Annotated in this window: 21 protein-coding genes, 1 tRNA gene and 1 pseudogene; 10 read left to right on the forward strand and 13 right to left on the reverse strand. The window is 74.3% G+C overall.

Going from position 1 to position 23,310, the window contains the following annotated elements; translation table 11 throughout:
• The first annotated feature begins 22 nt into the window (after positions 1–22).
• Both GA0070216_RS06555 and GA0070216_RS06560 read left to right on the forward strand, forming a co-directional pair.
• Positions 23–904 (forward strand): universal stress protein, encoded by an 882-nt coding sequence (locus tag GA0070216_RS06555; RefSeq protein WP_091240435.1) that lies wholly within the window; start codon positions 23–25, stop codon positions 902–904.
• A gap of 170 nt (positions 905–1,074) precedes the next feature.
• Positions 1,075–1,284, forward strand: a complete 210-nt coding sequence (locus GA0070216_RS06560; protein WP_091240438.1) for a phosphatidylethanolamine-binding protein — start codon at positions 1,075–1,077, stop codon at positions 1,282–1,284.
• Between the two features lie 157 nt (positions 1,285–1,441).
• On the opposite strand, the gene GA0070216_RS06565 is transcribed toward GA0070216_RS06560, so the two are convergent.
• Positions 1,442–1,642, reverse strand: a complete 201-nt coding sequence (locus GA0070216_RS06565; RefSeq protein WP_091240443.1) for a hypothetical protein — start codon at positions 1,640–1,642, stop codon at positions 1,442–1,444.
• Positions 1,643–1,779: 137 nt separating this feature from the next.
• Here GA0070216_RS06565 and GA0070216_RS06570 point away from each other — a divergent pair, with 137 nt between their 5' ends.
• Positions 1,780–2,436 (forward strand): hypothetical protein, encoded by a 657-nt coding sequence (locus GA0070216_RS06570; RefSeq protein WP_091240447.1) that lies wholly within the window; start codon positions 1,780–1,782, stop codon positions 2,434–2,436.
• A 110-nt stretch (positions 2,437–2,546) separates the two neighbouring features.
• On the opposite strand, the gene GA0070216_RS34405 is transcribed toward GA0070216_RS06570, so the two are convergent.
• The 8 genes and pseudogenes from GA0070216_RS34405 to fdh all read right to left on the reverse strand — a co-directional run.
• Positions 2,547–2,723, reverse strand: coding sequence for a hypothetical protein (locus GA0070216_RS34405; RefSeq protein ID WP_176738858.1), 177 nt, complete (start codon positions 2,721–2,723; stop codon positions 2,547–2,549).
• A 206-nt stretch (positions 2,724–2,929) separates the two neighbouring features.
• Entirely contained in the window at positions 2,930–3,127 is a 198-nt protein-coding gene (locus GA0070216_RS06575) for a hypothetical protein (RefSeq protein WP_091240450.1), read from the reverse strand.
• 148 nt (positions 3,128–3,275) lie between these two features.
• Positions 3,276–5,036, reverse strand: coding sequence for a selenocysteine-specific translation elongation factor (selB, locus tag GA0070216_RS06580; protein ID WP_091240453.1), 1,761 nt, complete (start codon positions 5,034–5,036; stop codon positions 3,276–3,278).
• 1 nt (position 5,037) lies between these two features.
• A complete protein-coding gene (gene selA / locus GA0070216_RS06585) occupies positions 5,038–6,336 on the reverse strand; it encodes an L-seryl-tRNA(Sec) selenium transferase (protein WP_091240456.1) in 1,299 nt (432 codons plus the stop codon).
• 22 nt (positions 6,337–6,358) lie between these two features.
• Positions 6,359–6,454, reverse strand: a tRNA-Sec gene (locus tag GA0070216_RS34410).
• 45 nt (positions 6,455–6,499) lie between these two features.
• Positions 6,500–7,708, reverse strand: coding sequence for an NrfD/PsrC family molybdoenzyme membrane anchor subunit (gene nrfD, locus GA0070216_RS06590; RefSeq protein ID WP_245722337.1), 1,209 nt, complete (start codon positions 7,706–7,708; stop codon positions 6,500–6,502).
• Complete coding sequence (locus GA0070216_RS06595; protein ID WP_091240460.1) at positions 7,705–8,652, reverse strand: 4Fe-4S dicluster domain-containing protein; 948 nt, start codon at positions 8,650–8,652, stop codon at positions 7,705–7,707. Before GA0070216_RS06595 ends, nrfD begins: the two co-directional genes overlap by 4 nt.
• Before the next feature lie 84 nt (positions 8,653–8,736).
• Positions 8,737–11,950, reverse strand: a pseudogene (fdh, locus tag GA0070216_RS06600) (formate dehydrogenase); the annotation flags it as partial.
• A 388-nt stretch (positions 11,951–12,338) separates the two neighbouring features.
• On the opposite strand from fdh, the gene GA0070216_RS06610 reads away from it, so the two are divergent.
• Together GA0070216_RS06610 and GA0070216_RS06615 are read left to right on the forward strand one after the other, a co-directional pair.
• A complete protein-coding gene (locus GA0070216_RS06610) occupies positions 12,339–12,668 on the forward strand; it encodes a hypothetical protein (RefSeq protein ID WP_091240472.1) in 330 nt (109 codons plus the stop codon).
• Positions 12,632–13,318 (forward strand): nucleotidyl transferase AbiEii/AbiGii toxin family protein, encoded by a 687-nt coding sequence (locus GA0070216_RS06615; protein WP_176738859.1) that lies wholly within the window; start codon positions 12,632–12,634, stop codon positions 13,316–13,318. Before GA0070216_RS06610 ends, GA0070216_RS06615 begins: the two co-directional genes overlap by 37 nt.
• Before the next feature lie 52 nt (positions 13,319–13,370).
• On the opposite strand, the gene GA0070216_RS06620 is transcribed toward GA0070216_RS06615, so the two are convergent.
• Positions 13,371–14,273, reverse strand: a complete 903-nt coding sequence (locus GA0070216_RS06620) for an SDR family oxidoreductase (RefSeq protein WP_091240479.1) — start codon at positions 14,271–14,273, stop codon at positions 13,371–13,373.
• Between the two features lie 235 nt (positions 14,274–14,508).
• Here GA0070216_RS06620 and GA0070216_RS06625 point away from each other — a divergent pair, with 235 nt between their 5' ends.
• Positions 14,509–16,311, forward strand: a complete 1,803-nt coding sequence (locus GA0070216_RS06625) for a bifunctional metallophosphatase/5'-nucleotidase (protein ID WP_091240483.1) — start codon at positions 14,509–14,511, stop codon at positions 16,309–16,311.
• A gap of 76 nt (positions 16,312–16,387) precedes the next feature.
• Here GA0070216_RS06625 and GA0070216_RS06630 read toward each other — a convergent pair whose 3' ends face one another.
• Positions 16,388–16,573 (reverse strand): hypothetical protein, encoded by a 186-nt coding sequence (locus tag GA0070216_RS06630; RefSeq protein WP_091240486.1) that lies wholly within the window; start codon positions 16,571–16,573, stop codon positions 16,388–16,390.
• Positions 16,574–16,651: 78 nt separating this feature from the next.
• Between GA0070216_RS06630 and GA0070216_RS06635 the strand changes: the two genes are divergently transcribed.
• Complete coding sequence (locus tag GA0070216_RS06635; RefSeq protein ID WP_091240489.1) at positions 16,652–17,686, forward strand: NAD(P)-dependent alcohol dehydrogenase; 1,035 nt, start codon at positions 16,652–16,654, stop codon at positions 17,684–17,686.
• Between the two features lie 14 nt (positions 17,687–17,700).
• Here the strand turns inward: GA0070216_RS06635 and GA0070216_RS06640 are convergent, their stop codons facing one another.
• A complete protein-coding gene (locus GA0070216_RS06640) occupies positions 17,701–18,861 on the reverse strand; it encodes a geranylgeranyl reductase family protein (protein ID WP_091240492.1) in 1,161 nt (386 codons plus the stop codon).
• Between the two features lie 140 nt (positions 18,862–19,001).
• Between GA0070216_RS06640 and GA0070216_RS06645 the strand changes: the two genes are divergently transcribed.
• From GA0070216_RS06645 to GA0070216_RS06655, 3 genes are all read left to right on the forward strand, one after another.
• Positions 19,002–19,238: a hypothetical protein gene (locus GA0070216_RS06645; protein ID WP_091240495.1), complete on the forward strand. Its 237-nt coding sequence runs from the start codon at positions 19,002–19,004 to the stop codon at positions 19,236–19,238.
• Between the two features lie 73 nt (positions 19,239–19,311).
• Positions 19,312–20,808 (forward strand): MFS transporter, encoded by a 1,497-nt coding sequence (locus GA0070216_RS06650; RefSeq protein ID WP_091240498.1) that lies wholly within the window; start codon positions 19,312–19,314, stop codon positions 20,806–20,808.
• 101 nt (positions 20,809–20,909) lie between these two features.
• Entirely contained in the window at positions 20,910–22,535 is a 1,626-nt protein-coding gene (locus tag GA0070216_RS06655; protein ID WP_091240500.1) for an alkaline phosphatase D family protein, read from the forward strand.
• A gap of 64 nt (positions 22,536–22,599) precedes the next feature.
• Here the strand turns inward: GA0070216_RS06655 and GA0070216_RS06660 are convergent, their stop codons facing one another.
• On the reverse strand, positions 22,600–23,292 hold the full coding sequence (locus GA0070216_RS06660; protein WP_091240503.1) for a hypothetical protein: 693 nt from the start codon (positions 23,290–23,292) through the stop codon (positions 22,600–22,602).
• Positions 23,293–23,310: the final 18 nt, after the last annotated feature.

Genomic DNA, 23,310 nt, shown 5'->3' on the forward strand with positions numbered 1-23,310 from the left:
GGCGCAGGCAGGAGGTGCACGGGTGAACTCGGCGAACGGCGCGGCGGTCGTGGTGGGCGTGGACGGCTCGGAGCCGGCGCTCCGCGCCGTCCGGCTGGCCGCGACGGAGGCGGTCCGGCGGCACCGACCGCTGCGGGTGGTGCACGGCTTCATCTGGCCGTTGCTGCGGATGCCGATCGATCCGGTCGCCGGCAACCCGCCCGGGGGCGGGCTACGTCAGCAGGCGCAGAACCTGGTCGAGGCCGCCGTGGCCGAGGCCCGCACGGTCCACCCCGACGTCCGGGTGACCGGCGAGATCATCGACGGCGAGGCCTCGGCGGTGCTGCTGGGCGAGTCGCCCGGCGCGGCGATCATCGTGCTGGGTGACCGGGGCCTCGGCGGGTTCACCGCGCTGCTGGTCGGTTCGGTGGCGATCCAGGTCGCCACGCACGCCGACTGTCCGGTCCTGGTCGCCCGGGGCGAGGAACACGCCGACGCGCCGGTGGTGGTCGGCGTGGACGGATCGGCGACCTCCCGCGCGGCCGTGGACTTCGCCGCCGCACAGGCGTCCGCACGGGGTGTCCGACTGCGGGCCGTGCACGCCTACACCCACCCCGCCTCCGCCCGCCCCGGAGACATCCAACCCCTGGTGTACGACGAGACCCGGCTGCGTGACGAGGAGGACGACGTGCTCGCCGGGGCCCTCGCGGGGCTCGCCGAGCGACACCCCGACGTGCCGGTCGACCGGGAGCCCGTGCACGCCCGGCCGGTCGCCGCCCTCACCGAGGCGTCCCGCCGGGCGCAACTGGTGGTGGTCGGCGGTCGGGGCCACGGTGCGCTGGGCGGCCTGCTGCTCGGTTCGGTCAGCCACCGGGTGCTGCACCACAGCGCCTGCCCGGTGGCAGTGGTCCACACCCCGGCCTGAAGGCTGCCGGCCCCGCACCGGACGGGACGGAGCAGCCCGGGCGGGACGGGCCGGGCGGGTCGTCGGCGCGGGGTCGTCGGTGCTGCGGTGGACGGGGTGCGGTTGGCCGGGCCGGGGACGGGTAGTCGGCGCGGGTACCGCAGGTGCGACGGACGGACCGAGGAGGCGGCATGCCAGGACCACGGCCGGGAAGCAACGCGTACGACAAGGAGCGGGCACGGCTGCGTGATCTGATCGAACAGTCGGGGCGCGCGTCCGACCAGGAAGCCAACCAGGCGGCCAACCGGATCCTGCAGGACGACCGGGGCCAACGGGGCGTGGTCCGGGGTGAACGGACCTACGGTCCCAAGGGGGAACGCGAGCCCGGCGACCCGAAGTGAGACGCCGCCACCCCGCTGTCACCCGCCCCGGCTCCGTCGGCGGGTGACAGCGGGTCGCCCGCCGACCCGGTCCGAACGAGGTATCGGCCGACGCCGCCACCGACGCCAGGACGACGGTCCGGGCGGGGACGGTGACCGCCCCCGCCCGGGCGGCCGGTCAGCCCTGGTTGCTGTCGTCGTCGGCGGTCTGCGCGCCCGGACCGTACGGGGACGCCTGGCCACGGGGCGTCGGCCGACCCCGGTCACCGGGCGAGGTGCCCCGGTGGGCGGGATGTGCGGTCGCGCCGGGCCCCTTGCTGTCCTGCACGGTCGGGTTCTTCCCGTTGCGGCGCATCTCGGGCTGCTGCACGTTCGTCACGGGTGTCTCCTTCCGGGTGGACGGGCACGGTGCTCCGCGCCCGTCAGCGGTTACCCGCCAACGGGGGGCGCATGCGAGCCCCGCAGGTGGACCCCGCGGACAGGGCTGAGCCGCGGCAGGACGGGTAGTAGCGGGTGATGGGGGACGACCGACGGGTGGCCCGGGCGCTACTGGACCGGCAGGGCCGCACCTATGCCGAGGAGGCCGGCATCACGCTGGCCGACCGGCCCGGCCCGCTCTATCAACTGCTGGTGCTCACCACGTTGCTGAGCACCCGGATCCGGGCCCAGGTCGCGGTGGCCGCCGCCCGGGAGCTGTTCGCCGCCGGCTGGCGTACCCCGCAGGCGATGGAGGCGGCGCGCTGGCAGGACCGGGTGGACGCGCTGGGTCGCGGCCACTACCGCCGCTACGACGAGCGGACCGCCACCATGCTCGGCACCGGCGCCCGGCTGTGCCTGGACCGCTGGCACGGTGACCTGCGACGGATGCACCGGGAGACCGGGGGCGATCCGGCGGCGCTACGTCGCCGGCTGACCGAGTTCCCCGGCATCGGCCCCACCGGGGCGGACATCTTCCTGCGGGAGGCGCAGACCGTGTGGTCGGACGTGCGCCCGTACGCCGACGGGCGCACCCTGGCCGGCGCGAAACGGCTCGGCCTACCGGCCGACCCGCACGGGCTGGCCGGGTTGGTCGCCGAGCCGGACTTCGGTCGGCTGGCGTCGGCGCTGGTCCGGGTGGCCCTCGGGGAGGAGTCGGCCGGCGAGGTGACCCGCACCGCCGCCGCGACCCGCTGAGGTGTCGACGGCGGCGCGCACCGGCGGGTCACGTCGGTGCGTGGCGTGCGCGGGGCGGCCTTCATGCCGTCGACGAGCCGCGCTGATCGGCAGGTCAGCGGCGTGGCAGGTCAGTCGACCGGCTTGTTGCCCGCCGGCTTGGTCAGGTGCCACACCAGCACGGCGGCGAGCAGGGCCAACAGCACCACCCCGCCGGAGACTCCGCCGCCGTCCTCGGTGGAGCTACGCCCGGTCACCCCGAAGTAGATCACCGCGAGGCCGGCGACCACCGCCAGAAACGTCCGCATTCCTCGGTCCTTCACGTCCCGCACGGTACGAGCAGCGGCCAGGCCGGACCAGACGATCGGACCCGGTTCCCCCTTCCGGGCGACGGGTCTGCAGGACCACCGGGCACCTCGACCCGGCGGCACGGACCCGTCGGACCCGTATGCCGACGGTGCACGCCACGACGACGGCGACGAAGGGCTCCGGGGTGACGCCGGTCCCGCCCGGGTCAGTCGGTCTCCAGGTCGTCCAGGGAGATGGCGTGGGTCATCAACCAGCGGGCCAACGCGGCCATGCCGAACAACCACAGCGGCGCGGACTCGGTGGGACCGTTGGTGGCGAAGATGGCGAACCGCAGGTCCGGAGCCCGGTACGCCTCGATCCGCCAGCGATGGTTCCGGTCCCGCCAGACCGCCGAAGGGTCCATGGCGTCACGGTAGGCGACCCGGCGGCCGGGGGAGGCCGGTTCGCCGTCGGAGCTGCGCCGCCTGCGCCGGCACGCCCCGGTGCCCGGCCGGCGAGGCGGTCAGGGCGACCGGCGAGGCGATCAGAGCCCACCGCGTGCGGCGGACCGGTCAACCCGCCCCGGTCACCTCGCGGGCGTCGTCGGGCAGCCGACGGGTCACCCCGCGCCGGTCCAGCAGCTCCAACAGCGGCACCGCCACCCGACGGGTGGTGTCCAGGGCCTGCCGGGCGGCGCTGAGGGTGAACGGCTGCGGCAGCCGGGCGAGCACCCGTACCGCCTCGTCGGCCGCGTCGGGCAGCAGCACCACGTTCTCCGCCAGCCGCAGCAACGCGCCGGCCCGGACGGCGGCACCGACCTCCCGCGGGCCCAGGCCCAGCGCGGCGAGCCGGTCGGCCTCCGGCGCGCGGAACGGGTGGGCGGCGTACTCGCGGCGGACCCGGTCGACCGCGCGGGCCACCGGCTCGGGCAGGCCCCCGGTCCCACCGGTGCCGATCCGGCCGGCGCGCAGCATCAGCGGCGGCCGGACCAACGCCTCCACCAGGGCCCGGTCGGGCAGGCCGAGGCGCTGCCGCAGCGCCTCCACCGGGGCGCCCGCCTCCAAGGGATGCGCCGCGGCCCAGGCGGTCACCTCCTCGACCAGCCGTACGCCCAGCAGTTGCCAGTGCCCGGGGTCGGCCAGCCAGTCCCCGGCGACCGGGGCGACCTCGCCAGTGACCCCCATCCGCCGCAGCTCGCCGGCCCGGACGAGCCGGCGGCGGCGCAGCTCGCCGGCCAGGTCGGCACGCCCGTCGAGGTCGGCGAGGACGGCGGCGCGGGCGGCGGCGGCACCCCGTCGGGTCAGCGGCGGGGGTGCCACGTCCAGCACGGTCGCTCCACCGCAGACGTGGTGCCGGCCCGGGTCGCGCAGCAGCGCCCGGTCCCCGGTCAGCAGCGGCAGCGGACGGGCCAGCCGCAACCGGAGGGTGTCCCCGCCGAGTGGTCGGACCCGCGCCGGCACGGCCGCCGACCCGATGTGCAGGGTCAGCGTGGCCGGCAGGTCACCGGCCGGGTCGCCGGCCAGCCGCACGTCGAGCAGGTCGGTGTGGTGGAACTCGCCGGGGGTGAGCAGGGCGTCGCCCCGGCCGAGCCGGTCCCGGGGCACCCCGCGCAGGTTGACCGCCACCCGGGCCACCGCCGCGACCCGAGACGCGGGCACGCCGAGGCGGTGCAGGCCACGGACCCGGACCGGCTCCCCGGTGGCGGCGACCGCCAACTCGTCACCGACGCGCAGCCCGCCGGCACCGAGGGTGCCGGTGACCACGGTGCCGCTGCCCCGGATGGTGAACGCCCGGTCGATCCACAGCCGTACCGGCCGGTCGGTCTGCGGGGCGGGCAGCCGGCCGACCAGCCGGGCCAGGGCGGCGCGCAGCTCGGGCAGGCCGACGCCGGTGACGGCGCTGACCGCCACCGACTCGACCGCGCCGAGCGAGGTCGCCGCGAGCTGCGCGCGGGCCTGCGCCGTCGCCGGCCCCGGATCGGCCAGGTCGGCCCGGGTCACCACCAGCAGCCCGTGGGACACCCCGAGGGCGTGCAGGGCCGCCAGGTGTTCGGCCGACTGCGGCATCCACCCCTCGTCGGCGGCGACCACGACCAGCGCCGCCGGCACCGGCCCCACCCCGGCGAGCATGTTCGGCACGAACCGTTCGTGCCCCGGCACGTCGACGAAGGCGATCGTGGCACCGGTGGGCAGGGCGGTCCAGGCGAAGCCGAGGTCGATGGTCATCCCCCGGCGACGTTCCTCCGCCCACCGGTCCGGTTCCATCCCGGTCAACGCCCGGACCAGGGTGGACTTGCCGTGGTCGACGTGCCCGGCGGTGGCGACGACGTACATCTCAGTCGGCCACCCGCAGCACCACGTCGCGCAGCGTGCCGTCGGCGTCGGCGGGTACGCAGCGCAGGTCCAGCAGGAGCCGGCCCCGGAGCACCCGGCCGAGCACCGGCGGATCACCCCGGCGCAACGGTGCGGCGTACCGCTCGGGCAGGCTCAGCGCCCAGGAGTCCAGCTCGACGCCGGGGGCACCGCCGCCACCGACCACGGCGACGCTGGGCACCACCTCGGCCTTGTGGCCCTCGGCACCGAGGGCGTCGCGCAGCCGTTCGCAGCGGTCCCGCAGCACGGCCGGGTCGGCGTGCAGGGCCATCCGGGTCGGGGTGGCCGGCCCGTGCAGGGTGGCCGCCAACGCGGCGAGGGTCAGCTTGTCGACCCGCAACGCCCGGGCCAGCGGGTGCCGACGCAGCCGGTCGACCAGGTCGGCGTCGCCGAGGAGCAGCCCGGCCTGGGGACCGCCGAGGAGCTTGTCACCGCTGGCGGTGACCAGGTGCGCCCCGGCCCGCAGGGTGCTCGCGGCATCCGGCTCGGCGGGCAGCAGCGGGTCGGCGGCGAGCAGGCCGGAACCGATGTCGGCCACCACCGGCACCCCGAGGGTGGCCAGCTCCCCGACACCGACGGCCGAGGTGAAACCGGTGACCACGAAGTTGGACGGGTGCACCTTGAGCACGAAACCGGTGTCCGGCCCGATCACCCGGGCGTAGTCGTCGCGGGTGGTGCGGTTGGTCGTACCGACCTCACGCAGCCGGGCACCGGTGCTGGCCAGCAGGTCGGGCAGGCGGAAACCGTCGCCGATCTCCACCAGCTCACCCCGGCTGACCACGATCTCCCGGCCGGCGGCGAGCGCGGTCGCGGCGAGCACCAGGGCCGCCGCCCCGTTGTTGACCACGTGTACGGCGGCGGCGTCGGGCACCGCAGCGGCCAGCGCGTCCAGCGCGTCCCGACCCCGTCGGGCCCGCCGGCCGGTGCGCAGATCCAGCTCCACGTCGGTGCAGCCGGCGGCGGCGACCAGCGCGGCGACGGCGGCCCCGGACAGTGGGGCCCGGCCGAGGTTGGTGTGCAGCACCACCCCGGTGGCGTTGAGCACCGCGCGGGGGGCGGGGGCGGGCAGGGCGGCGAGGGCAGCGTCGCGTACCTCGTCGGGGGTGATCTCTCCGTGCCGGGCCCGCTGCTGGGCGCGGGCGACGGCGACCTTGACCCGGTCCCGGCCGAGGGTGACCGCTGCGGCGGCCAACCCCGGGTCTGCCAGCAGCACGTCGGTGCGCGGCACCCGCCGTCGCGGATCGACCGACGCCTCGCCCATGCGTGTCAGCTCCCCCGGTGGTTGGCGGAGACGGACGGGAATCGAACCCGCCTGGCCCGGGTCCCGGACCACACCAGCTTTGAAGGCTGGGAGGGGCACCAGCCGCCTGAACGCCTCCGCCCCCGAGTCAACCACAGGGCCGTCCCGGCGGCGCGGTGAGGTGTCAGACCTGCCCGGACTCGCGGCGACGGATCCGCTCCCGCTGCGGCAGCACCGTGTACTTCGGGTCCCGCGCCGAGGCCACCCCGCCGTGGAAGATGCCGAACCGGGTGGCCACCGAGGCGGCCAGCAGCGCCGTGCCGGACAGCGCGGACACCACCCGGCTGCGCCGACCGGCCAGCGCCCCGACCACCCCGGCGGCGGTGAGCAGGCGACCGGCGCGCAGCAGCCGACCCGCCGTGCCCAGCCGGTAGGGCTCGCTGAGCAGGCCCAGCCGGGTCTCCACCGAGTGGGCGCCCCACAGTTCCAGGGCCGCCCCGGCCACCGCCATCCGGCGGGCCGGCCCGGCCTGCGCGCAGGGCGCGGCGAGCAGCCCCACACCGGCGCCGCTGGCCAGCGCGCTGCCCGCGAAGATGGTCGGCAGTTCCGGGTACGCCTCGTGCCAGGACGGCACGGCCGTCCCGGCCAGCAGCACCCCGGTGTACGTGGCCAGCGCCGGCGCGACGGCGGCGGCGGCCAGCCCGGCGACCTGCCCGGCCGGCGGCAGCAGTCGACGGGCCAGCCCGGACACGCCGCGCTCCGGCAGCAGCCGTGCGCCCTCGGCGACGGCGGCGAGCCCGGCGGCCGGACCGTAGGCGGTGAGGATCCAGGTGCCCACCGACATCGGTGAGGTCGGTTTCGCCACCCGCAGCATGTGGTGGAAGCGTGCCGGCCGCCCCAGGTCGTTGACGAGGAAGTACGCGCTGGCGGTGACCGCGCCCAACGCGGTGACCCGGCCGGCCCGCCGCAACGCCGGCCGGCCGGTGAGCTGCCCCCCGGCGGCCAGCAGCGACGACCCGGCGGCCAACCCGCCGGTGAACAGGTACGCGGCGATGTCCCACCGCCACACCGGTGCCTTGAGGATCGGCCGGCCGTAGTAGGAGGTGAACTCCGCCTCCGGGACCCGCAGCTCCTCGCCGCCCCGGCCGCGCCGCCGCCGGGCCACCGGCGGCACGTCCCGGGGCGGTACGACGACCGGCACGTCGGCAGCGCCCACAGCGTCGGCCGAACCCGGGGCGCCGGCCGGGTGCGCACCGTCGGCCGGGCCGGCGCCGACCTTCGGGCCGTGGCCGAGCCGCACCGAGGAACGCTGCGGCCGGAACACACCGTCGGCGGCGAGCCGGGCGCGGAAGCCCCGGAACCGCTCCCCCACCGGAATCCGGCCCGTGGTCACGACGATCCTCCGACGAACGCGGCGACGGCCGCCGCCGTCATGACCAGCGCGGCGAGCCCCGCCCGCCGCCACATCCTCGGCAGGTCCCGGGTGGTGACCACCGGGTCCGGGGGCAGGCCGTACACCTCGGGCTCGTCGAGGAGCAGGAAGAACGCGCCGTCGCCGCCGACGCCGTCGGTCGGGTCGTGGCCGTACAGCCGGGCCTCCGGCACGCCCCGGTCGTGCAGCGCGGTGACCCGCTGCGCGGCCCGGTCCCGCAACTCGTCGAGGGGGCCGTACTGGATGGACTCGGTCGGGCAGGCCTGGGCGCAGGCCGGGGTCATGCCCGCGCCGAGCCGGTCGTAGCACAGCGTGCACTTCCACGCCCGGCCGTCGCCTTTACGCTGGTCGATCACCCCGTAGGGACAGGCGGAGATGCAGTAGCCGCAGCCGTTGCAGATGTCCTCCTGCACCACGACGGTGCCGAACTCGGTGCGGAACAGCGACCCGGTGGGGCAGACGTCCAGGCAGGCGGCGTGGGTGCAGTGCTTGCAGACGTCCGACATCATCAGCCAACGGAAGTCGGTGCGTTCCGCCGCGCCGGTGCCGCGTCCCGGTGGCTGTGCGCCAGGCATACCGAGGAACTGCGGGCCAACGCCGGACGGTCCGTCCGGCGGGGTGCCGGCGAACGGCGCGCTGCGGTGGCCGGCCGGCACCGGCTGCTCGACGAAGGCCACGTGCCGCCAGGAGTTCGCGGTCAACGCGCCGGTGTTGTCGTACGACATGCCGAGCAGGTCGAAGCCGGACTCCGGGACGGCGTTCCACTCCTTGCAGGCCACCTCGCAGGCCTTGCAGCCGATGCAGACGCTGGTGTCGGTGAAGAACCCCATCCGGGGACCGGCAGACGTCCAGCCCGCGTCCGGGGCCGGATCGAGCGGGCCGTACAGGCTGTTGCCGTCAGGCATGGTCGGCGCCCTTCTCCCGTGGCCCGTCGCCGCTTCGACCCGCCGGCCGGCGGACCCGGGTCGTCACCGTCGGCGGGCGCTCACCGGGCACGATCCCGGCCCGTCGACGGTAGTCGTCCACCAGGTCCCGCAGTGGTGGGCCGGTCGGCCGCCGCCCCGGAAGGATGTCACAGGTGCCGACCTTGCTCTCCTGGATCAGCACGTTCGGGTCCAGGGTGATGCCGAACAGGTCGTTGGCCGAGTCGCCGGTGACCAACCCCTCGTACCCGAAGTGGTACGGCAGCCACAGCTGGTGGATCACCCGACCGTCCACCCGCAACGGGGTGAGCCGGTCGGTGACCAGCACCTTGGCCTCGATGACCGCCCGTCCGCTGATCAGGTGCGCCCAACCGAGGTGGGTCAGCCCCGCCTCGGCGGCCAACTCCGGGGACACCTCCACGAACATCTCCGGTTGCAGCTCGGCCAGCGGACTCACCGTCCGGCTCATCGCCCCGGCGGTGTGGTGCTCGGTGAGCCGGCTGACCGTGAACACGTACGGGAAGACCGCGCTGTGCTCCTGCGGCGGGCTCGGGTTCACCGAGTTCACCGGATGGGCGTAGACCTTGCGGGTCGGGTTGGCCTGCTGGCCGTAGAGGGGGTTACGCATCGGTGACTCCGCCGGCTCGTAGTGCGTCGGCAGCGGACCGTCCAACACCCCGCTCGGCGCGTACAGCCAGCCCTTGCCGTCGCCCTGCATGACGAACGGGTCGTCACCGGCCAGCGCCGCCGGACCGGACGCCCCCTGTGGTGGCCGGTACGTCGGTGGCTTCGTCCGCTCGAAGTCCGGCACGTCGTAGCCGGTCCACTCGCCGGCCTGCGGGTCCCACCAGACGTACTTCTTGCGCTCGCTCCACGGGCGGCCCTGCGGGTCGGCGGACGCCCGGTTGTAGAGGGTGCGCCGGTTCGCCGGCCACGCCCAGCCCCACTCGGCGGCCACCCAGTCCTGCTCGTGCCGGGACCTGCGCCGGGCGGCCTGGTTGACCCCGTCGGCGTAGACACCGGAGTAGATCCAGCAGCCGACGGCGGTGGACCCGTCGTCCTTCGCCTCGGCGAACGAGGCGAGCGGGCGGCCGGTGGACACGTCGTACCCGTTGATCTCGCGCAGCACCGCCTCGGCGCTCGGCTCGGCCAGCGGGCCGTGCGTGGGGTAGTCCCAGGCCAGGTCGAGCAACGCGCGGTCGCGCCGGTGGGCGGAGCCGGCCAGTTTCTCCCGCAGCCGCCGCCCCAGGTGGTAGAAGAACCACAGCTCGGAGCGGGCGTCGCCCGGCGGTTCGACCGCCTTCTCCCGCCACTGCAACAGCCGCTGGGTCTGGGTGAAGGTGCCCTCCTTCTCCACGTGCGACGCCGCCGGCAGGAAGAACACCTCGGTACGGCACTCCTGCGGCACGATCTCGCCGGTGGCCACCTCCGGGCCGTTCTTCCAGAACGTGGCGCTCTCGATCATGAACAGGTCCCGGACCACCAGCCAGTCCAGGTTGGCCATGCCGAGGCGCTGCGCCCGGCCGTGCGCGGAGCCGACCGCCGGGTTCTGACCGAGCAGGAAGTAACCCTTGATCTTGCCGTCGATCATGTTCAGCACCTGCTGGTAAGTGCCGTGGTCGCCGGTCATCCGGGGCAGGTGGTCGTAGCAGAAGTCGTTCTCCGGCGTCGCCGCGTCCCCCCAGTACGCCTTCAACAGGCTCGCCGCGTACGCCCGCGCGTTGCCCCAGAAGCCCTTCTGGCCGGGGTGCCGGATGCTGTCCACCCAGTCGTCGAAGGTCGGATGGTCGGCGTGGTGCGGCATCGGCAGGTAGCCCGGCAACAGGTTGAACAGGGTCGGGATGTCCGTCGAGCCCTGGATGCTGGCGTGCCCGCGCAACGCCAGGATGCCACCGCCCGGCCGACCCATGTTGCCCAGCAGCAGCTGGATGATCGCCCCGGTGCGGATGTACTGCACACCGACGCTGTGCTGGGTCCAGCCCACCGAGTAGACCAGCGCGCCGGTGCGTTCCCGACCCGAGTTCTCCGCCCAGGCCCGCGCCAACTCCAGGAACTTCTCCCGGGGGATGCCGCAGACCCGCTCGACCATCTCCGGGGTGTAGCGGGCGAAGTGCCGGCGCAGGATCTGGTAGACGCAGCGCGGATGCTGGAGGGTCTCGTCCCGCGCGGTCTGCCCGGACACCTGCGCGCCGTGCGACTCGTGCTGCAGGCCGGCCGCGCCGTCGCGCTCCTTGGCGGTGTGCCCGCTGCCGGAATCCTGTTCGTGCCCGGCGTACTGCCAACTGGTCTGCACGTAGCTGTCGGTGTGCGGGTCGTAGCCGGAGAACAGGCCGTCGCCGTCCTCGGTGTCGGCGAACTGCTCGCTGACGATCGTCGCCGCGTTCGTGTACGCCAGCACGTACTCCCGGAAGTCCAGCTCGTTGTCCAGGATGTAGCGCACCACGCCACCGAGCAGGGCGATGTCGGTGCCCGCCCGGATCGGCAGGTAGGTGTCGGCCACCGCGCTGGTGCGGGTGAACCGGGGATCGACGTGGAAGACCTTCGCGCCGCGCCGCTTGGCCTCCATGACCCACTGGAAGCCCACCGGGTGGGCCTCGGCCATGTTCGAACCCTGGATGACGATGACGTCAGCGTTGGCGAGGTCCTGTTGGAAGTCCGTCGCGCCACCGCGACCGAAGCTGGCCCCCAGACCGGGGACGGTGGCGGAGTGTCAAATCCGGGCCTGGTTCTCGATCTGGAGCGCCCCCATCGCGGTGAACAGCTTCTTGATGAGGTAGTTCTCCTCGTTGTCCAGCGTCGCCCCACCCAGGCTGGAGATGCCCAGGGTGCGGTGCAGCGGACGGCCCTCGCTGTCGACGTCCTCCCAGGTCTGCTCGCGGGCGGCGAGGAGCCGGTCGGCGATCATGTCCAGCGCGGTGTCGAGGTCGAGGTCCTCCCAGTCGGTGGAGTACGGCCGGCGGTAGCGGACCGTGGTCTGCCGTAGCGGGCTGGTCACCAGGCTCTTGCTGGCCGAGCCCTTCGGGCAGAGCCGGCCCCGGGAGATCGGGCTGTCCGGGTCGCCCTCGATCTGGGTGACCCGGTCGTCGGAGACGTACACCCGCTGCCCGCAGCCGACCGCGCAGTACGGGCAGACCGAGCGGGCCACCCGGTCGGCGGTCTCGGTGCGGGCGGTCAGCCCGGCGGAGCGGCCCGACTGCGCCGCGACGCCCCGGCCGAGCGGGTCGGTGCCGGTGAGCTGGCGGTAGACCGGCCAGCCCGCGATGAAGGTACGCAGACCCACTGCGCCCCTCCCTCCCCGGCATGATCCGCCGACCGGCCGACCCCCTGAACATAGGCCAGCGCGGCGGAGGATGCGACCCGAGCGCGAGGATCTCTGCGCACCGACACGACGCCGCCCCCCGACCCGGACGGGTCGGGGGGCGGCGGCAGAGCGTCGGTGTGCATGTCGCCTCTCGGCGCGTGGCGCAACGCGGCTCCAGCCGAACGGAACTCCGCGACGGCAATTCAGGTGAGGCCCGGGGACACTGGACACACCGACGCTCCTGCCCCCAGTTTACCCCGCGCCGCCCCGGCCCGCCCCCGTCGCGCGCGGTCGAAAGGGTCCGGGCAGTGGCGGTTCGTCGCAAGCCGCGTACCTGAGCTGGTCGTACCGGCGTTACCCTGACACCATGCAGGCCACCCTGGCGAGCACCCATCTGGCCCGACCGGGCCGCCCGGTGGTGGTGGCGCGCACCCTGGCGGAGTTGGCCGGCCCCACCGGCGGGATGGTGGAGCTGCCGGTCCGGTTGATGTGGAGCAGCGAGCGCACCTTCGACCTGGCCGAACCGGACGATCTGCTCTGGTTGTACGAGAACGTGCTGCGGGAGACCACCCGCGCCGACGACCTGCGGGCGCTGATCGACGGGCGCACCCTGCGCCGGGTGTGGCGGCGGCTCAACCTGCCCCGGGGGGTACGCCAGGCATGGGAGAGCCGACACCGGGGCCTGCGGACCGCGTGACCCACCTGCACGACTTCTACCGGGAGGTCGCCCGGGTCGCGCTCACCGCGGCCGGGCCGCACCGGTTCGTGCTCGGCGGCGGGGTGGCGTGGGCGGCACACGGGCTGGTCACCCGACCCACCGAGGACGTCGACCTCTTCGCGGACGTGGAGGGGGCGGCCGAGGCGGCGGCGGAGGAGGTGTGCGCGGCGCTGGAACGGGCCGGCTACACCGTCGCGGCGGCCGACCCGGGCAGCGACCTCGGTGACCTGTTCGAGGGCTACGACCGGGACATCCGGGATTTCGTGGTCGGCCGGGACGACCGGCAGATCCGGCTCAGTCTGGCCCGGCTCGACCGGTACCGTTCACCGGTGGTGATGGACCTCGGCCCGGTGATGGACGTCCGCGACCTGATCGCCAACAAGACCGCCGCCCTGGTCAACCGGCGGGAGGCCCGCGACTACATCGACGTGTCCGCCGCGCTGGCCCACTATCCCGTCGACGAACTGCTGACCCTGGCCCGGCAGGTGGACCCCGCGCTGGCCGACGAGGACGTCCGGGCCGCCGGCCGTTACCTGGACCGGCTGCCGGACCGGCGGCTCGCCCGCTACGGCCTGGACCCGGCCCAGATCGCGCAGGTACGCCGCCAGCTGGCGGGCTGGCCCCGTTGACCCACCCGCCGGCCGGACCGGGGCACGCCCGACCCGGCCGGGGTGGGGCGGCTCACTTGGTGAACCGGCCACCGGTGACCCCGAGGATCTCCCCGGTGACGTAGCTGGACTCCTGGGAGGCGAAGAAGACGTACGCGGGGGCCAGCTCGGCGGGCTGCCCGGCCCGGCCCAGCGGGGTGTCGGTGCCGAACTGCTTCACCTTCTCCGGCGGCATGGTCGCCGGGATCAGCGGCGTCCAGATCGGGCCCGGGGCGACCGCGTTGACCCGGATGCCCTGGTCGGCGAGCTGCGCCGCGAGACCCTTGGTGAAGTTCGCGATGCCCGCCTTGGTGGTGGCGTAGTCCAGCAGCGGCGGCGACGGGTCGAACGCCTGGATAGAGGTGGTGTTGATGATCGTCGCGCCCTCCTTCAGGTGCGGCACGGCGCTGCGGCAGAGCCAGAACATGGCGTACAGGTTGGTCTTCATCACCCGGTCGAACTGGGCGGTGCTGATCGACGTGATGCCGTCGTCCTGCGCCATCTGGTAGGCCGCGTTGTTCACCAGGATGTCCAACCCGCCGAGGTCGGTGACGGTCCGGTCGACCAGGTCACGGCAGTGCTGCTCGTCGGTCAGGTCGGTGCGTACCGCCACGCCACGCCGGCCGGCCTCCTCGATCAGCCGCACCGTCTCCCGGGCGTCGGCGTCCTCCTCCTCGTCGAGGTAGGAGATGACCACGTCGGCGCCCTCCCGGGCGAAGGCGATCGCCACCGCCCGGCCGATGCCCGAGTCGCCGCCGGTGATCAGGGCCCGCTTGCCCGTCAACCGGTCGCTGCCCCGGTACGACGTCTCACCGTGGTCGGGCTCCGGCCCCATCCGGTCGGTCCGGCCGGGGGCCGACTGCTGCTGGGCCGGCTGGCCGTTCTGGTGGCCGTACTGCTCGGTGGGGTCCTGCGGGGTGTACTGGTCCTGGCTCACCGTGCTGCTCCCTGCCTGGTGTGGTGCGTTCCGGGTCCCTGGCTGACCTACCCCGACCGGTACGCCGGAAACAACAGTCGTGGGGCCCGGCGGTTGACCCGGAGGGGACAGCAGGATGACCGGTGGGGTCGATGTGGTGAAGCACCCTCGACCACTGTGGCGGGAGTGACGGCTGGTCGTTATGGTGCGCAACGGCGCCCCACGAGGCGCGTCCACCCCCGATGAAGGGCACCTCATGACCTCCTCCTCCGGCGCCTCGCGCCGCCAGGTGCTGGCCGTCGCCGCCGCCGCGGCGACCGCCCCGCTGATCGCCGGCGCGCCCGCCCAGGCGGCCGAGCGGAAGGGCCCGCAGGGTGCGAAGACCTGGGACCTGACCGTCCTGGGCACCTCGGACACCCACGGCAACGTCTACAACTGGGACTACTACCGCGACGCCGAGTTCGACGACAGCAAGCACAACGACGTCGGCATCGCCAAGCTGGCCACCCTGGTCAACCAGATCCGCGCCGAGCGCCGGGGCCGGGCCACCCTGGTCCTCGACGCCGGCGACACCATCCAGGGCACCCCGCTGGCCACGTACTACGCCAAGCAGGAGCCGATCACCACCACCGGCGCGACGCACCCGATGGCCCGGGCGATGAACATCCTGCGGTACGACGCCGTGACGCTGGGCAACCACGAGTTCAACTACGGCCTGCCGCTGCTGGCGACCTGGATCGACCAACTGGGCTTCCCGGCGCTGGCCGCGAACGCGGTGAACGCCCGGACCGGCAAGCCGGCCTTCCGGCCGTTCGTGCTCAAGCGGGTGCGGCTCGGTGGGCCCGGGACGCCGACACTGACGGTGGGCATCCTCGGCCTGACCAACCCCGGGGTGGCCATCTGGGACAAGGGCAACGTCGAAGGCAAACTGGTCTTCCCGGGCATGGTGGAGACCGCTGCCAAGTGGGTGCCGATCATGCGGCAGCGGGGCGCGGACCTGGTCATCATCTCCGCCCACGGTGGCGACAGCGGCACCTCCAGCTACGGCCCGGAGCTGCCGAACGAGAACCCGGTCGCGCTGATCGCCCAGCAGGTCCCCGGCATCGACGCGATCCTCTTCGGCCACGCCCACAACGAGGTGGTGGAGAAGTTCGTGACCAACACCGCCACCGGAGCGCAGGTGCTCACCGCCGAGCCGTCCAAGTGGGGCCAGCGGCTCACCCGGATGGACTTCACCCTGGCCCGGGAGCGGGGCCACTGGAAGGTCGTCGGCAAGGGCGCCACCATGCTCAACACCAACACCGTGGTCGAGGACCCCCGGGTGCTCGCCGCCGTCCGGCGTCAGCACGCCAAGACCGTCGGCTACGTCAACACGGTGGTCGCCCGGTCCACGCAGGAGTTGTCCGCCGCCGAGTCACGCTACCGGGACACCCCGATCCTGGACTTCATCAACCACGTCCAGACCGAGGTGGTCACCGCCGCGCTGGCCGGCACCCCGTCCGGGTCGCTGCCGGTGCTGTCGATCGCCGCGCCGTTCAGCCGTACCGCCGTGTTCCCGCAGGGCGACGTGCGTATCCGCGACGTCGCCGGGCTGTACGTCTACGACAACACCCTGGAGGCGGTGGTGCTCACCGGCGCCGAGGTGAAGGCGTACCTGGAGTTCTCGGCGAAGTACTTCACCACCCTGCCGGTCGGCGCACCGGTCGACCCGGCGACCATCAGCGACCCGGGCGTCCCGGACTACAACTACGACGTGTTCTCCGGCGTCGACTACGACATCGACATCTCCCGGCCGGTCGGCCAGCGGATCACCCGGCTCGTGCTGCCCGGCACCGACACCCCGGTCGCCGCCGACGCCCGGTTCGTCGTCGCGGTGAACAACTACCGGCGCAGCGGCGGCGGGAACTTCCCCGGCATCGTCAAGACCCAGGTCTACAACGCGCAGCAGGAGATCCGCCAACTGCTGATCGACTGGGCGCAGGCCCGGGGCACCATCGACCCGGCCGACTTCTTCGTGCCGAACTGGCGGCTGGTCCGCGCGGGCGTGCCGGTCTTCTGAGCGCACGGGTAGCCGGGTCGGGTGGGCGCGTCGCCGCGCGCAGCGGTGCGCCCACCCGACGGGGCCCGCCGACCGTTCAGCCGCCCGCGCGGGAGTCCTGCTCGTACTGGCCGGGGGTCGGGTCGGGACTGAACCGGGGTGGCTCGGTCTCGGTCGACGCCACCCGGTCCTCGGGGCGGACCGGCGGCGGCAACTCGCCGAAGCGCACGTGCCGCAGGAACGCGTGCTGCTCGTCGGTGAACGATGCGGTGGGTTCGCTCATGACTCGTATTGTGCGCCCGGCATCAAGGCTGGCGGGAGGGGTAAGCGCGCGGTGGCGTCGGCGACGAGAGGACGAGACATGCGCGCGGTACGGATGACCGCTCCCGGGGTGCTCGAACAGGTGGAGGTGCCGACCCCGACGCCCGGCCCCGGCGAGGTGCTGGTACGCGTCGGCGCGGTCGGCGCCTGCCACTCCGACCTGCACATCCTCGACGCCGGGCCGGGGGTCTTCCCCACCCCGCTCACCCTCGGCCACGAGATCGCCGGCACCGTGGACACGGTCGGCGACGGGATCACCGGATGGTCCGCCGGTGACCGGGTCGCCGTCTACGGGATCATCGGCTGCGGCACCTGCCGGGGCTGCCTGCGGGGCCGGGAGAACCAGTGCCGGAAAGTGCCCGTGGGTGGCATCGGGCTCAGCCGCGACGGAGGGCTGGCCGAGTACGTGCTGGTGCCCGCCTCCCGGCTGCTGCCCATCGGCGATCTGGCGGTGACCCAGGCGGCGCCGCTGACCGACGCCGGGCTGACCCCGTACCACGCGATCGCGCTGGCCCGGCCGGCGTTGCGGCCCGGGACGTCCTGCGTGGTGATCGGCATCGGTGGGCTGGGGCACATGGCGGTGCAGATCCTCGCCGCCACCACCACCGTGCGGATCATCGCGGTGGACAGCAACGTGGCGGCCCTGGACCTGGCCACCCGGATGGGCGCGCACCACGTGGTGCCGGCCGGCCCGGACACGGTCGACCGGATCCGGGAACTCGTCGGCCCCACGCCGGACGGCGCCGACGTGGTCCTCGACTGCGTCGGGGTGGACGCCACCCTCACCACCGCCCGCACCGTCGTGGCCACCGGTGGCCGGCTGCTGCTGGTGGGCCTGGGCGGCGGCACCCTGCCGGTGCGGCCGGTCGCCGACGAACCACCCACCGTGCCGTTCGAGACCAGCGTCGAGGTCCCCTTCTGGGGCACCCGGGCCGAGTTGCAGGAGGTGATCGCCCTCAGTCGGGACGGGCTGCTCACCGCCGACGTGCAGACCTTCCCGCTGGAGCGCGCCCCGGAGGCGTACGACCTGCTGCGCGCGGGCGAGATCCACGGCCGCGCGGTGATCGTGCCCTGATCGCCGAAGCGGGGTCAGCGGGCGGGCGCGGGGGCCTGCGGCCGCCCGCGCCGGGTGGACGGCCGGTCCAGCAGGGCCAGCGCCGCGCGCACCGACCCCCGGTCCAGGGTCCGGTCGAAGCTCGACCGGCCCTGGCAGAACCGGACGAACATCGCCCAGCCGACCGGGGTCGCCAGGAAGGCGTGGCACACCGCGGGGCGACGGGCGAAGACCTCCAGCAACCGGTGCCCGGCGCGCATCGACGGCACCAGGCGCTCGTGCACCTCCCGGGGGTAACGGTCCAGGTCACCGGCGGCGACCGCCGCACCCGCAAGCGTCCCGGACCGCAGCGCGTAGCTGATCCCCTCCCGGGTCCACGGCTCCAGCAGGCCGGCCGCGTCACCGGCCACCAGTACCCGGCCGTGGCGCAGCGGCGCGTCGTCGGCCCGGCAGCGGGTCAGGTGCCCGGAGTCGTGCGCGGCGGCCACCCCGGCCAGACCCAGCCGGTCCAGCAGGTCCCGCAGGTAGGCCCGGGTCCGGTCGCCCTCACCCCGGGCGCCGATCACCCCGACGGTGAGCACGTCCCCCTTGGGGAAGACCCAGCCGTACGCGCCGGGGAACGGGCCCCAGTCCAGCAGCAGCCGCCCCCGCCAGCGGGCCGCCTCCGCGGGTGACACCGGCAGCTCCCGCTCCAGGCCCAGATCCACCTGGCGGAACCGGACGCCCACGTGCCGGGCGGTCACCCCGGCGGAACCGTCCGCCCCGATCACCGTGCGGGCGGTGAGGGTGGTGCCGTCGGCCAGTCGGACGCGTACCCCGTCGGGGTCCTGGTCGAGCGCGCGGACGGCGACGCCCTCGCGGACCTCGGCCCCGGCGGACACCGCCGCCGCGCGCAGCCGGTCGTCGAACTCGTCGCGGCGCACCATGGTCACCAGCGGTGTGCCGTGCCGGCGGGTGAAGCCCCACCGGCCGTCCCGGGTGAAGGTGACCCGCTCGACCCGGTCGTGCGCCGGCACCTCGATCCGACCGGCCACCATCGACAGCGAGGTGCCGATCAGGCCGCCTCCGCAGGTCTTGTAGCGGGGGTGCACCGCCCGGTCCAGCACCAGCGTCCGCACCCCGGCCGCCGCGGCCTCCCGGGCCGCGCTGAGTCCGGCCGGCCCGGCGCCGACCACCACGAGATCCCAGATGATCATGCCGGTCAGCCTAGGGCACCCGACCCCGCGCCGAGGCGCACGACCGGCCGTCCGGCAGGCATTGTCGGGTGACCAGTGGGTAAACCGCGCCACCCGGGCCGCCCGACCGGCCGGGCCGGGGTCACGGCAAGGAGGGCACCATGCAGCAGGTACGTCTGTCGGAGGCCGAGGTACGCGTCTACGAGGCGGTGACCGTGCTGGAGACCCGCGGTCAGGTGCCGTACCCGGACCTGATCGCCGAGGAGGCGGGGCTGGCCGAGCAGGACGTGCACGCGCCCCTGCACCAGCTCACCGAGAAGGGTCTGCTGCACCGCGAGGACTCGCCGCTGGCCGGGCTGGACTTCGGTCCGCGCTGGTGTGCCCGCCAGCCGGCGTGAGCGTCGGGCCGCCCCGCCGGGCCGCCGGCTCCCGGGCCGGTTCGCACCGGCGGCACCCGGGTAGCGCTGTGGCATGCCCGATCACCGGTCCGTACGGGATCATCGGTCCGTGCCCGATCGCCGTCACACGCCTGATCGCCCGTCCGTGGTGACGCCGCCGACGGACGACCGACGACGCTGGCGCGCCCTCGGGGTCGGCCTGGTCGCGGCGTTCATGACGCTGCTGGACGTCAGCATCGTCAACGTCGCCATCCCGTCGATGGACCGGTCGCTGCAGGCCAGCCCGAGCGACCTGCAGTGGGTGCTGTCCGGGTATGCGCTGACCTTCGGGCTGGTCCTGGTGCCGGCCGGCCGGTTCGGCGACGCCCGGGGCCGGCGCAACGCCTTCGTGCTCGGGGTCGCCCTGTTCACCGTCACCAGCGCGCTGGCCGGGCTGGCCCAGTCCCCCACCTGGCTGGTCGCCGCCCGGCTCCTGCAGGGCGCCGCCGCCGGGGTGGTCAACCCCCAGGTGACCGGCCTGATCCAGCAGCTGTTCCGGGGCGCGGAGCGGGGTCGCGCGTTCGGCCTGCTCGGCGCGGTCATCGGCATCTCCACCGCCGTCGGCCCGCTGCTGGGCGGCCTGCTCATCCAACTCGGCGGCGAGGACCACGGCTGGCGGTGGGTGTTCTTCGTGAACGTGCCGGTGGGGGTGGTCGCCGTACTGCTCGGCTGGCGGCTGCTGCCGACCCGGGCCGCCGGCCGACTCGACCGGCACCGGCTCGACCCGGTCGGGGTGCTGCTGCTCGGGGTCGGCGTGACGCTCCTGCTGCTGCCGCTGGTGCAGCGGGAACAGTGGCCCAGCCCGTGGAAGTGGGCGCTGATCCCGGCCGGGCTGGTCGTCCTGGTCGCCTTCGGCCTCTGGGAGCGCTGCTTCGGCCGCACCCGGACACCGCTGTTCGACCTGGCACTGTTCCGGTTGCGGTCGTACACCATCGGCGCGGTGATCGCGCTCATCTACTTCGGCGGCTTCACCGCGATCTTCTTCATCTTCACCCTCTACCTCCAGAACGGCCTCGGCTACCGCGCCCTGACCGCCGGCCTCGCGATCACCCCGTTCGCCCTCGGCTCGGCGCTCGCCGCCGCCCTCGGTGGCCGGCTGGTCAACCGGTACGGCCGCCCGCTGGTCGCGATCGGGCTGGTCCTGGTGCTGGTCGGCCTCGGTGGGGTGGTGTTCGTGCTGCGCGGCGACCCGCACGGCGCGATCCCGCTGCTCACCGCGCTGCCGCTGCTGCTCGCCGGGCTCGGCAGCGGCCTGGTGATCACCCCGAACCAGACGTTGACCCTGTCCGAGGTGCCGGTGCCGCAGGCGGGCAGCGCGGCCGGGATGTTGCAGACCGGGCAGCGGATCGGTTCGGCCGCCGGCATCGCCGCCGTCGGTGCGCTGTTCTTCTCGTCGCTGGCCGGCACCGGCGACCAGTGGTCCACCGCGTTCCGGCACTCCCTGCTGCTGGCCATGGGCATCGTCACACTGGCGCTGGTCGCCGCGGCGGTCGACATCGCCCTGAACCACCGTGCCGCGCACCGCCACTGAGGCTGCTGTCCACCGGCATCGCCAACCGCAGGGGAACCGTCGGCGAACACTCACCGCACGGGGCTGCGGACACACCGCAACAACCGGTAGACACATAGACCATGACGAACACCCTCGACCGTCGTACCCTGCTGCGCCTCGCCGGTGCGTCCGCCGGCACCGCCGTCCTCGCCGGCACCACCCTCGCCGCGAGCGGCCCCGCCCACGCGGCGGCCGGCGCGTTCCGGCACGGGGTCGCCTCCGGCGATCCCCTGCCGGACGGCATCCTGCTCTGGACCCGGGTCACCCCCGTCCCGGAGGCGCTCCCCGGCTCCGGGCTCGGCCCGGACGTCGACGTCCGCTGGCAGGTCGCCACCGACCCCGACTTCGCCACGGTGGCCGCGCAGGGCGTGGCACCGACCGGCCCGGCCCACGACCACACCGTCAAGGTGGCGGTGACCGGGCTGGCCCCGGCCACGACGTACTGGTACCGGTTCGGCCACGGCGACGGCTGGTCGCCGACCGGGCGGACGATGACCGCCCCGACGGTGGACGCCGCGATCGACCGGCTACGGCTGGGCGTGGTGTCGTGTGCGAACTGGGAGGCCGGGCACTTCGCCGCCTACCGGCGGCTGGCCGACCGGGGCGACCTCAACCTGGTCGTGCACCTCGGCGACTACCTCTACGAGTACGGCACCGGCGAGTTCGACGCCGGCGGCACGGTGGTCCGCCCGGTCGTGCCCGAGCACGAGACGCTGACCCTGGCCGACTACCGGGTGCGGCACGCGCTCTACAAGACCGACCCGCACCTGCAGGCGCTGCACGCCGCGCTGCCCTGGGTGATCACCTGGGACGACCACGAGGTCGCCAACGACGCGTGGTCCGGCGGGGCGGAGAACCACACCCCGGGCACCGAGGGCGCCTGGTCGGACCGGGTGGCCGCCGCCCGGCAGGCGTACCAGGAGTGGATGCCGGTGCGGTTCGGCGCGGACGGGACGATCTACCGGCGGTTGCGCTACGGCCGGCTCGCCGAGCTGTCCATGCTGGATCGGCGGTCCTACCGGTCGCAGCAGGCCACCGGCACGGCGGTGGACGACCCGACCCGCACGATCGCCGGTGCGGCCCAGCTCCGCTGGCTCGCCGACGGGCTGGCCGGCTCGACGGCACAGTGGAAACTGGTCGGCAACCCGGTGATGATGGCCCGGGTCGACCTCGGTTCGCTGCCGGCGTGGCTGCTCGGCCCGCTGGGCAAGCTGCTGGGCATCCCGCAGAACGGCGCGGTGCTCAACCCCGACCAGTGGGACGGCTACAACGCCGACCGCGACCGGCTGGTCGACCACCTGCGGGCGACCGGGACCCGGGACGTGGTCTTCCTCACCGGCGACATCCACACCTCCTGGGCCAACGAGGTGACCACCCGGTCGACCGGGTTGACCAACCCGGCCGCCGCCGAGTTCGTGGTGCCCTCGGTGACCAGCGACAACCTCGACGACGTCCTCGGGCTGCCGGCGGGCAACGGGTTGAGTCTGCTGGGTGCGACCCTGCTGCGGTCGACGAACCCGCACGTGAAGTGGACGGAGCTGGACGGGCACGGCTACGGCGTGCTGGAGGTGACCCCGCAGCGCTGCCGGATGGACTGGTACCACCTGCTCGACCGGACCCAGCCCGACAGCCCGAGCCGCTGGGCCGCCGGGTTCTCGGTGGGCACCGGTTCGGCGAAGCTGCGCCGGGAGGACGCCCCGGCGTGACGCACGGACGCCGGCCGGCCGGTCCCCGGGGCGGGAACCGGCCGGCCGGGCCTACTTCAGATGCTCACCAGTGCTGCTGGACGAGGTCCGCCGCCTGCTGCTCCCACTGCGCGTACGCGTACGGGTAGGCCGAGACCTGCACGGTCTGCGCGGCGGTGGTCAGCGGCAGGTCCTGCCAGCCGGGCACGTTCTTGAGCGCGCCGAAGAACGCCCGGGAGGCGTACCCCGGGTCGGTGATCTGCTCCGGCGTGCCCCAACCCGACGACGGACGCTGTTGGAACAGCCCCTGCGAGTCGTGGTCGTTGTACGCGCCGAGGTGCCCCAGGTTGTACAGCTTCGACTCCTGGAGCGAGGTGGCCACGCCGATCACCGCGCCGCGCTCCCCCACCCCGGTCCGCTTGGCCTCCGCGATGATCGCCTTGGCGTTGGCGACCTGCGCGTCGTCCAGCGGGACGCGGGACTGGGCACCCTCCAACCCGTGCGGGATGAGGTCGTCGGTGCTCGGCTTGCCGGCCGGCACCTCGGTGGTGGGGCTGCCCGTGGTCAGGCCGGACTCGACGGTGACGCCCTGCCGGCTCTTGCCGGTGGCCAGGTCGATCGCGGCGCGGGCTCCCTCGTGGGGGCCGGTGGCGAGGGGGGCGGCCACGGCCGCCGGGCCGAATGCCAGGCCGCCGAGGGCGGCGACGCCGGCGATGCTCAGTGCGGTCCTGCGGTCCTTCGCGATGGCCGGGAGCCATCCAGTGAAGTCCAGCTTCACGATGGTTGCCCTTTCGAT

The organism is Micromonospora matsumotoense, from assembly GCF_900091525.1.
Classification (GTDB): domain Bacteria; phylum Actinomycetota; class Actinomycetes; order Mycobacteriales; family Micromonosporaceae; genus Micromonospora; species Micromonospora matsumotoensis.

Coding starts and splice junctions, on each gene's coding strand:
- GA0070216_RS06570 (WP_091240447.1), top strand. CDS start 1,780: ATGGGGGACGACCGACGGGTGGCCCGGGCGCTACTGGACCGGCAGGGC.
- GA0070216_RS06610 (WP_091240472.1), top strand. CDS start 12,339: ATGCAGGCCACCCTGGCGAGCACCCATCTGGCCCGACCGGGCCGCCCG.
- selA (WP_091240456.1), bottom strand. CDS start 6,336: ATGGGCGAGGCGTCGGTCGATCCGCGACGGCGGGTGCCGCGCACCGAC.
- GA0070216_RS06575 (WP_091240450.1), bottom strand. CDS start 3,127: ATGGACCCTTCGGCGGTCTGGCGGGACCGGAACCATCGCTGGCGGATC.
- GA0070216_RS06655 (WP_091240500.1), top strand. CDS start 20,910: ATGACGAACACCCTCGACCGTCGTACCCTGCTGCGCCTCGCCGGTGCG.
- GA0070216_RS06615 (WP_176738859.1), top strand. CDS start 12,632: ATGGGAGAGCCGACACCGGGGCCTGCGGACCGCGTGACCCACCTGCAC.
- GA0070216_RS06635 (WP_091240489.1), top strand. CDS start 16,652: ATGCGCGCGGTACGGATGACCGCTCCCGGGGTGCTCGAACAGGTGGAG.
- GA0070216_RS06630 (WP_091240486.1), bottom strand. CDS start 16,573: ATGAGCGAACCCACCGCATCGTTCACCGACGAGCAGCACGCGTTCCTG.
- GA0070216_RS06650 (WP_091240498.1), top strand. CDS start 19,312: ATGCCCGATCACCGGTCCGTACGGGATCATCGGTCCGTGCCCGATCGC.
- GA0070216_RS06645 (WP_091240495.1), top strand. CDS start 19,002: ATGCAGCAGGTACGTCTGTCGGAGGCCGAGGTACGCGTCTACGAGGCG.
- selB (WP_091240453.1), bottom strand. CDS start 5,036: ATGTACGTCGTCGCCACCGCCGGGCACGTCGACCACGGCAAGTCCACC.
- GA0070216_RS06640 (WP_091240492.1), bottom strand. CDS start 18,861: ATGATCATCTGGGATCTCGTGGTGGTCGGCGCCGGGCCGGCCGGACTC.
- GA0070216_RS06560 (WP_091240438.1), top strand. CDS start 1,075: ATGCCAGGACCACGGCCGGGAAGCAACGCGTACGACAAGGAGCGGGCA.
- GA0070216_RS06625 (WP_091240483.1), top strand. CDS start 14,509: ATGACCTCCTCCTCCGGCGCCTCGCGCCGCCAGGTGCTGGCCGTCGCC.
- GA0070216_RS06595 (WP_091240460.1), bottom strand. CDS start 8,652: ATGCCTGACGGCAACAGCCTGTACGGCCCGCTCGATCCGGCCCCGGAC.
- GA0070216_RS34405 (WP_176738858.1), bottom strand. CDS start 2,723: ATGCGGACGTTTCTGGCGGTGGTCGCCGGCCTCGCGGTGATCTACTTC.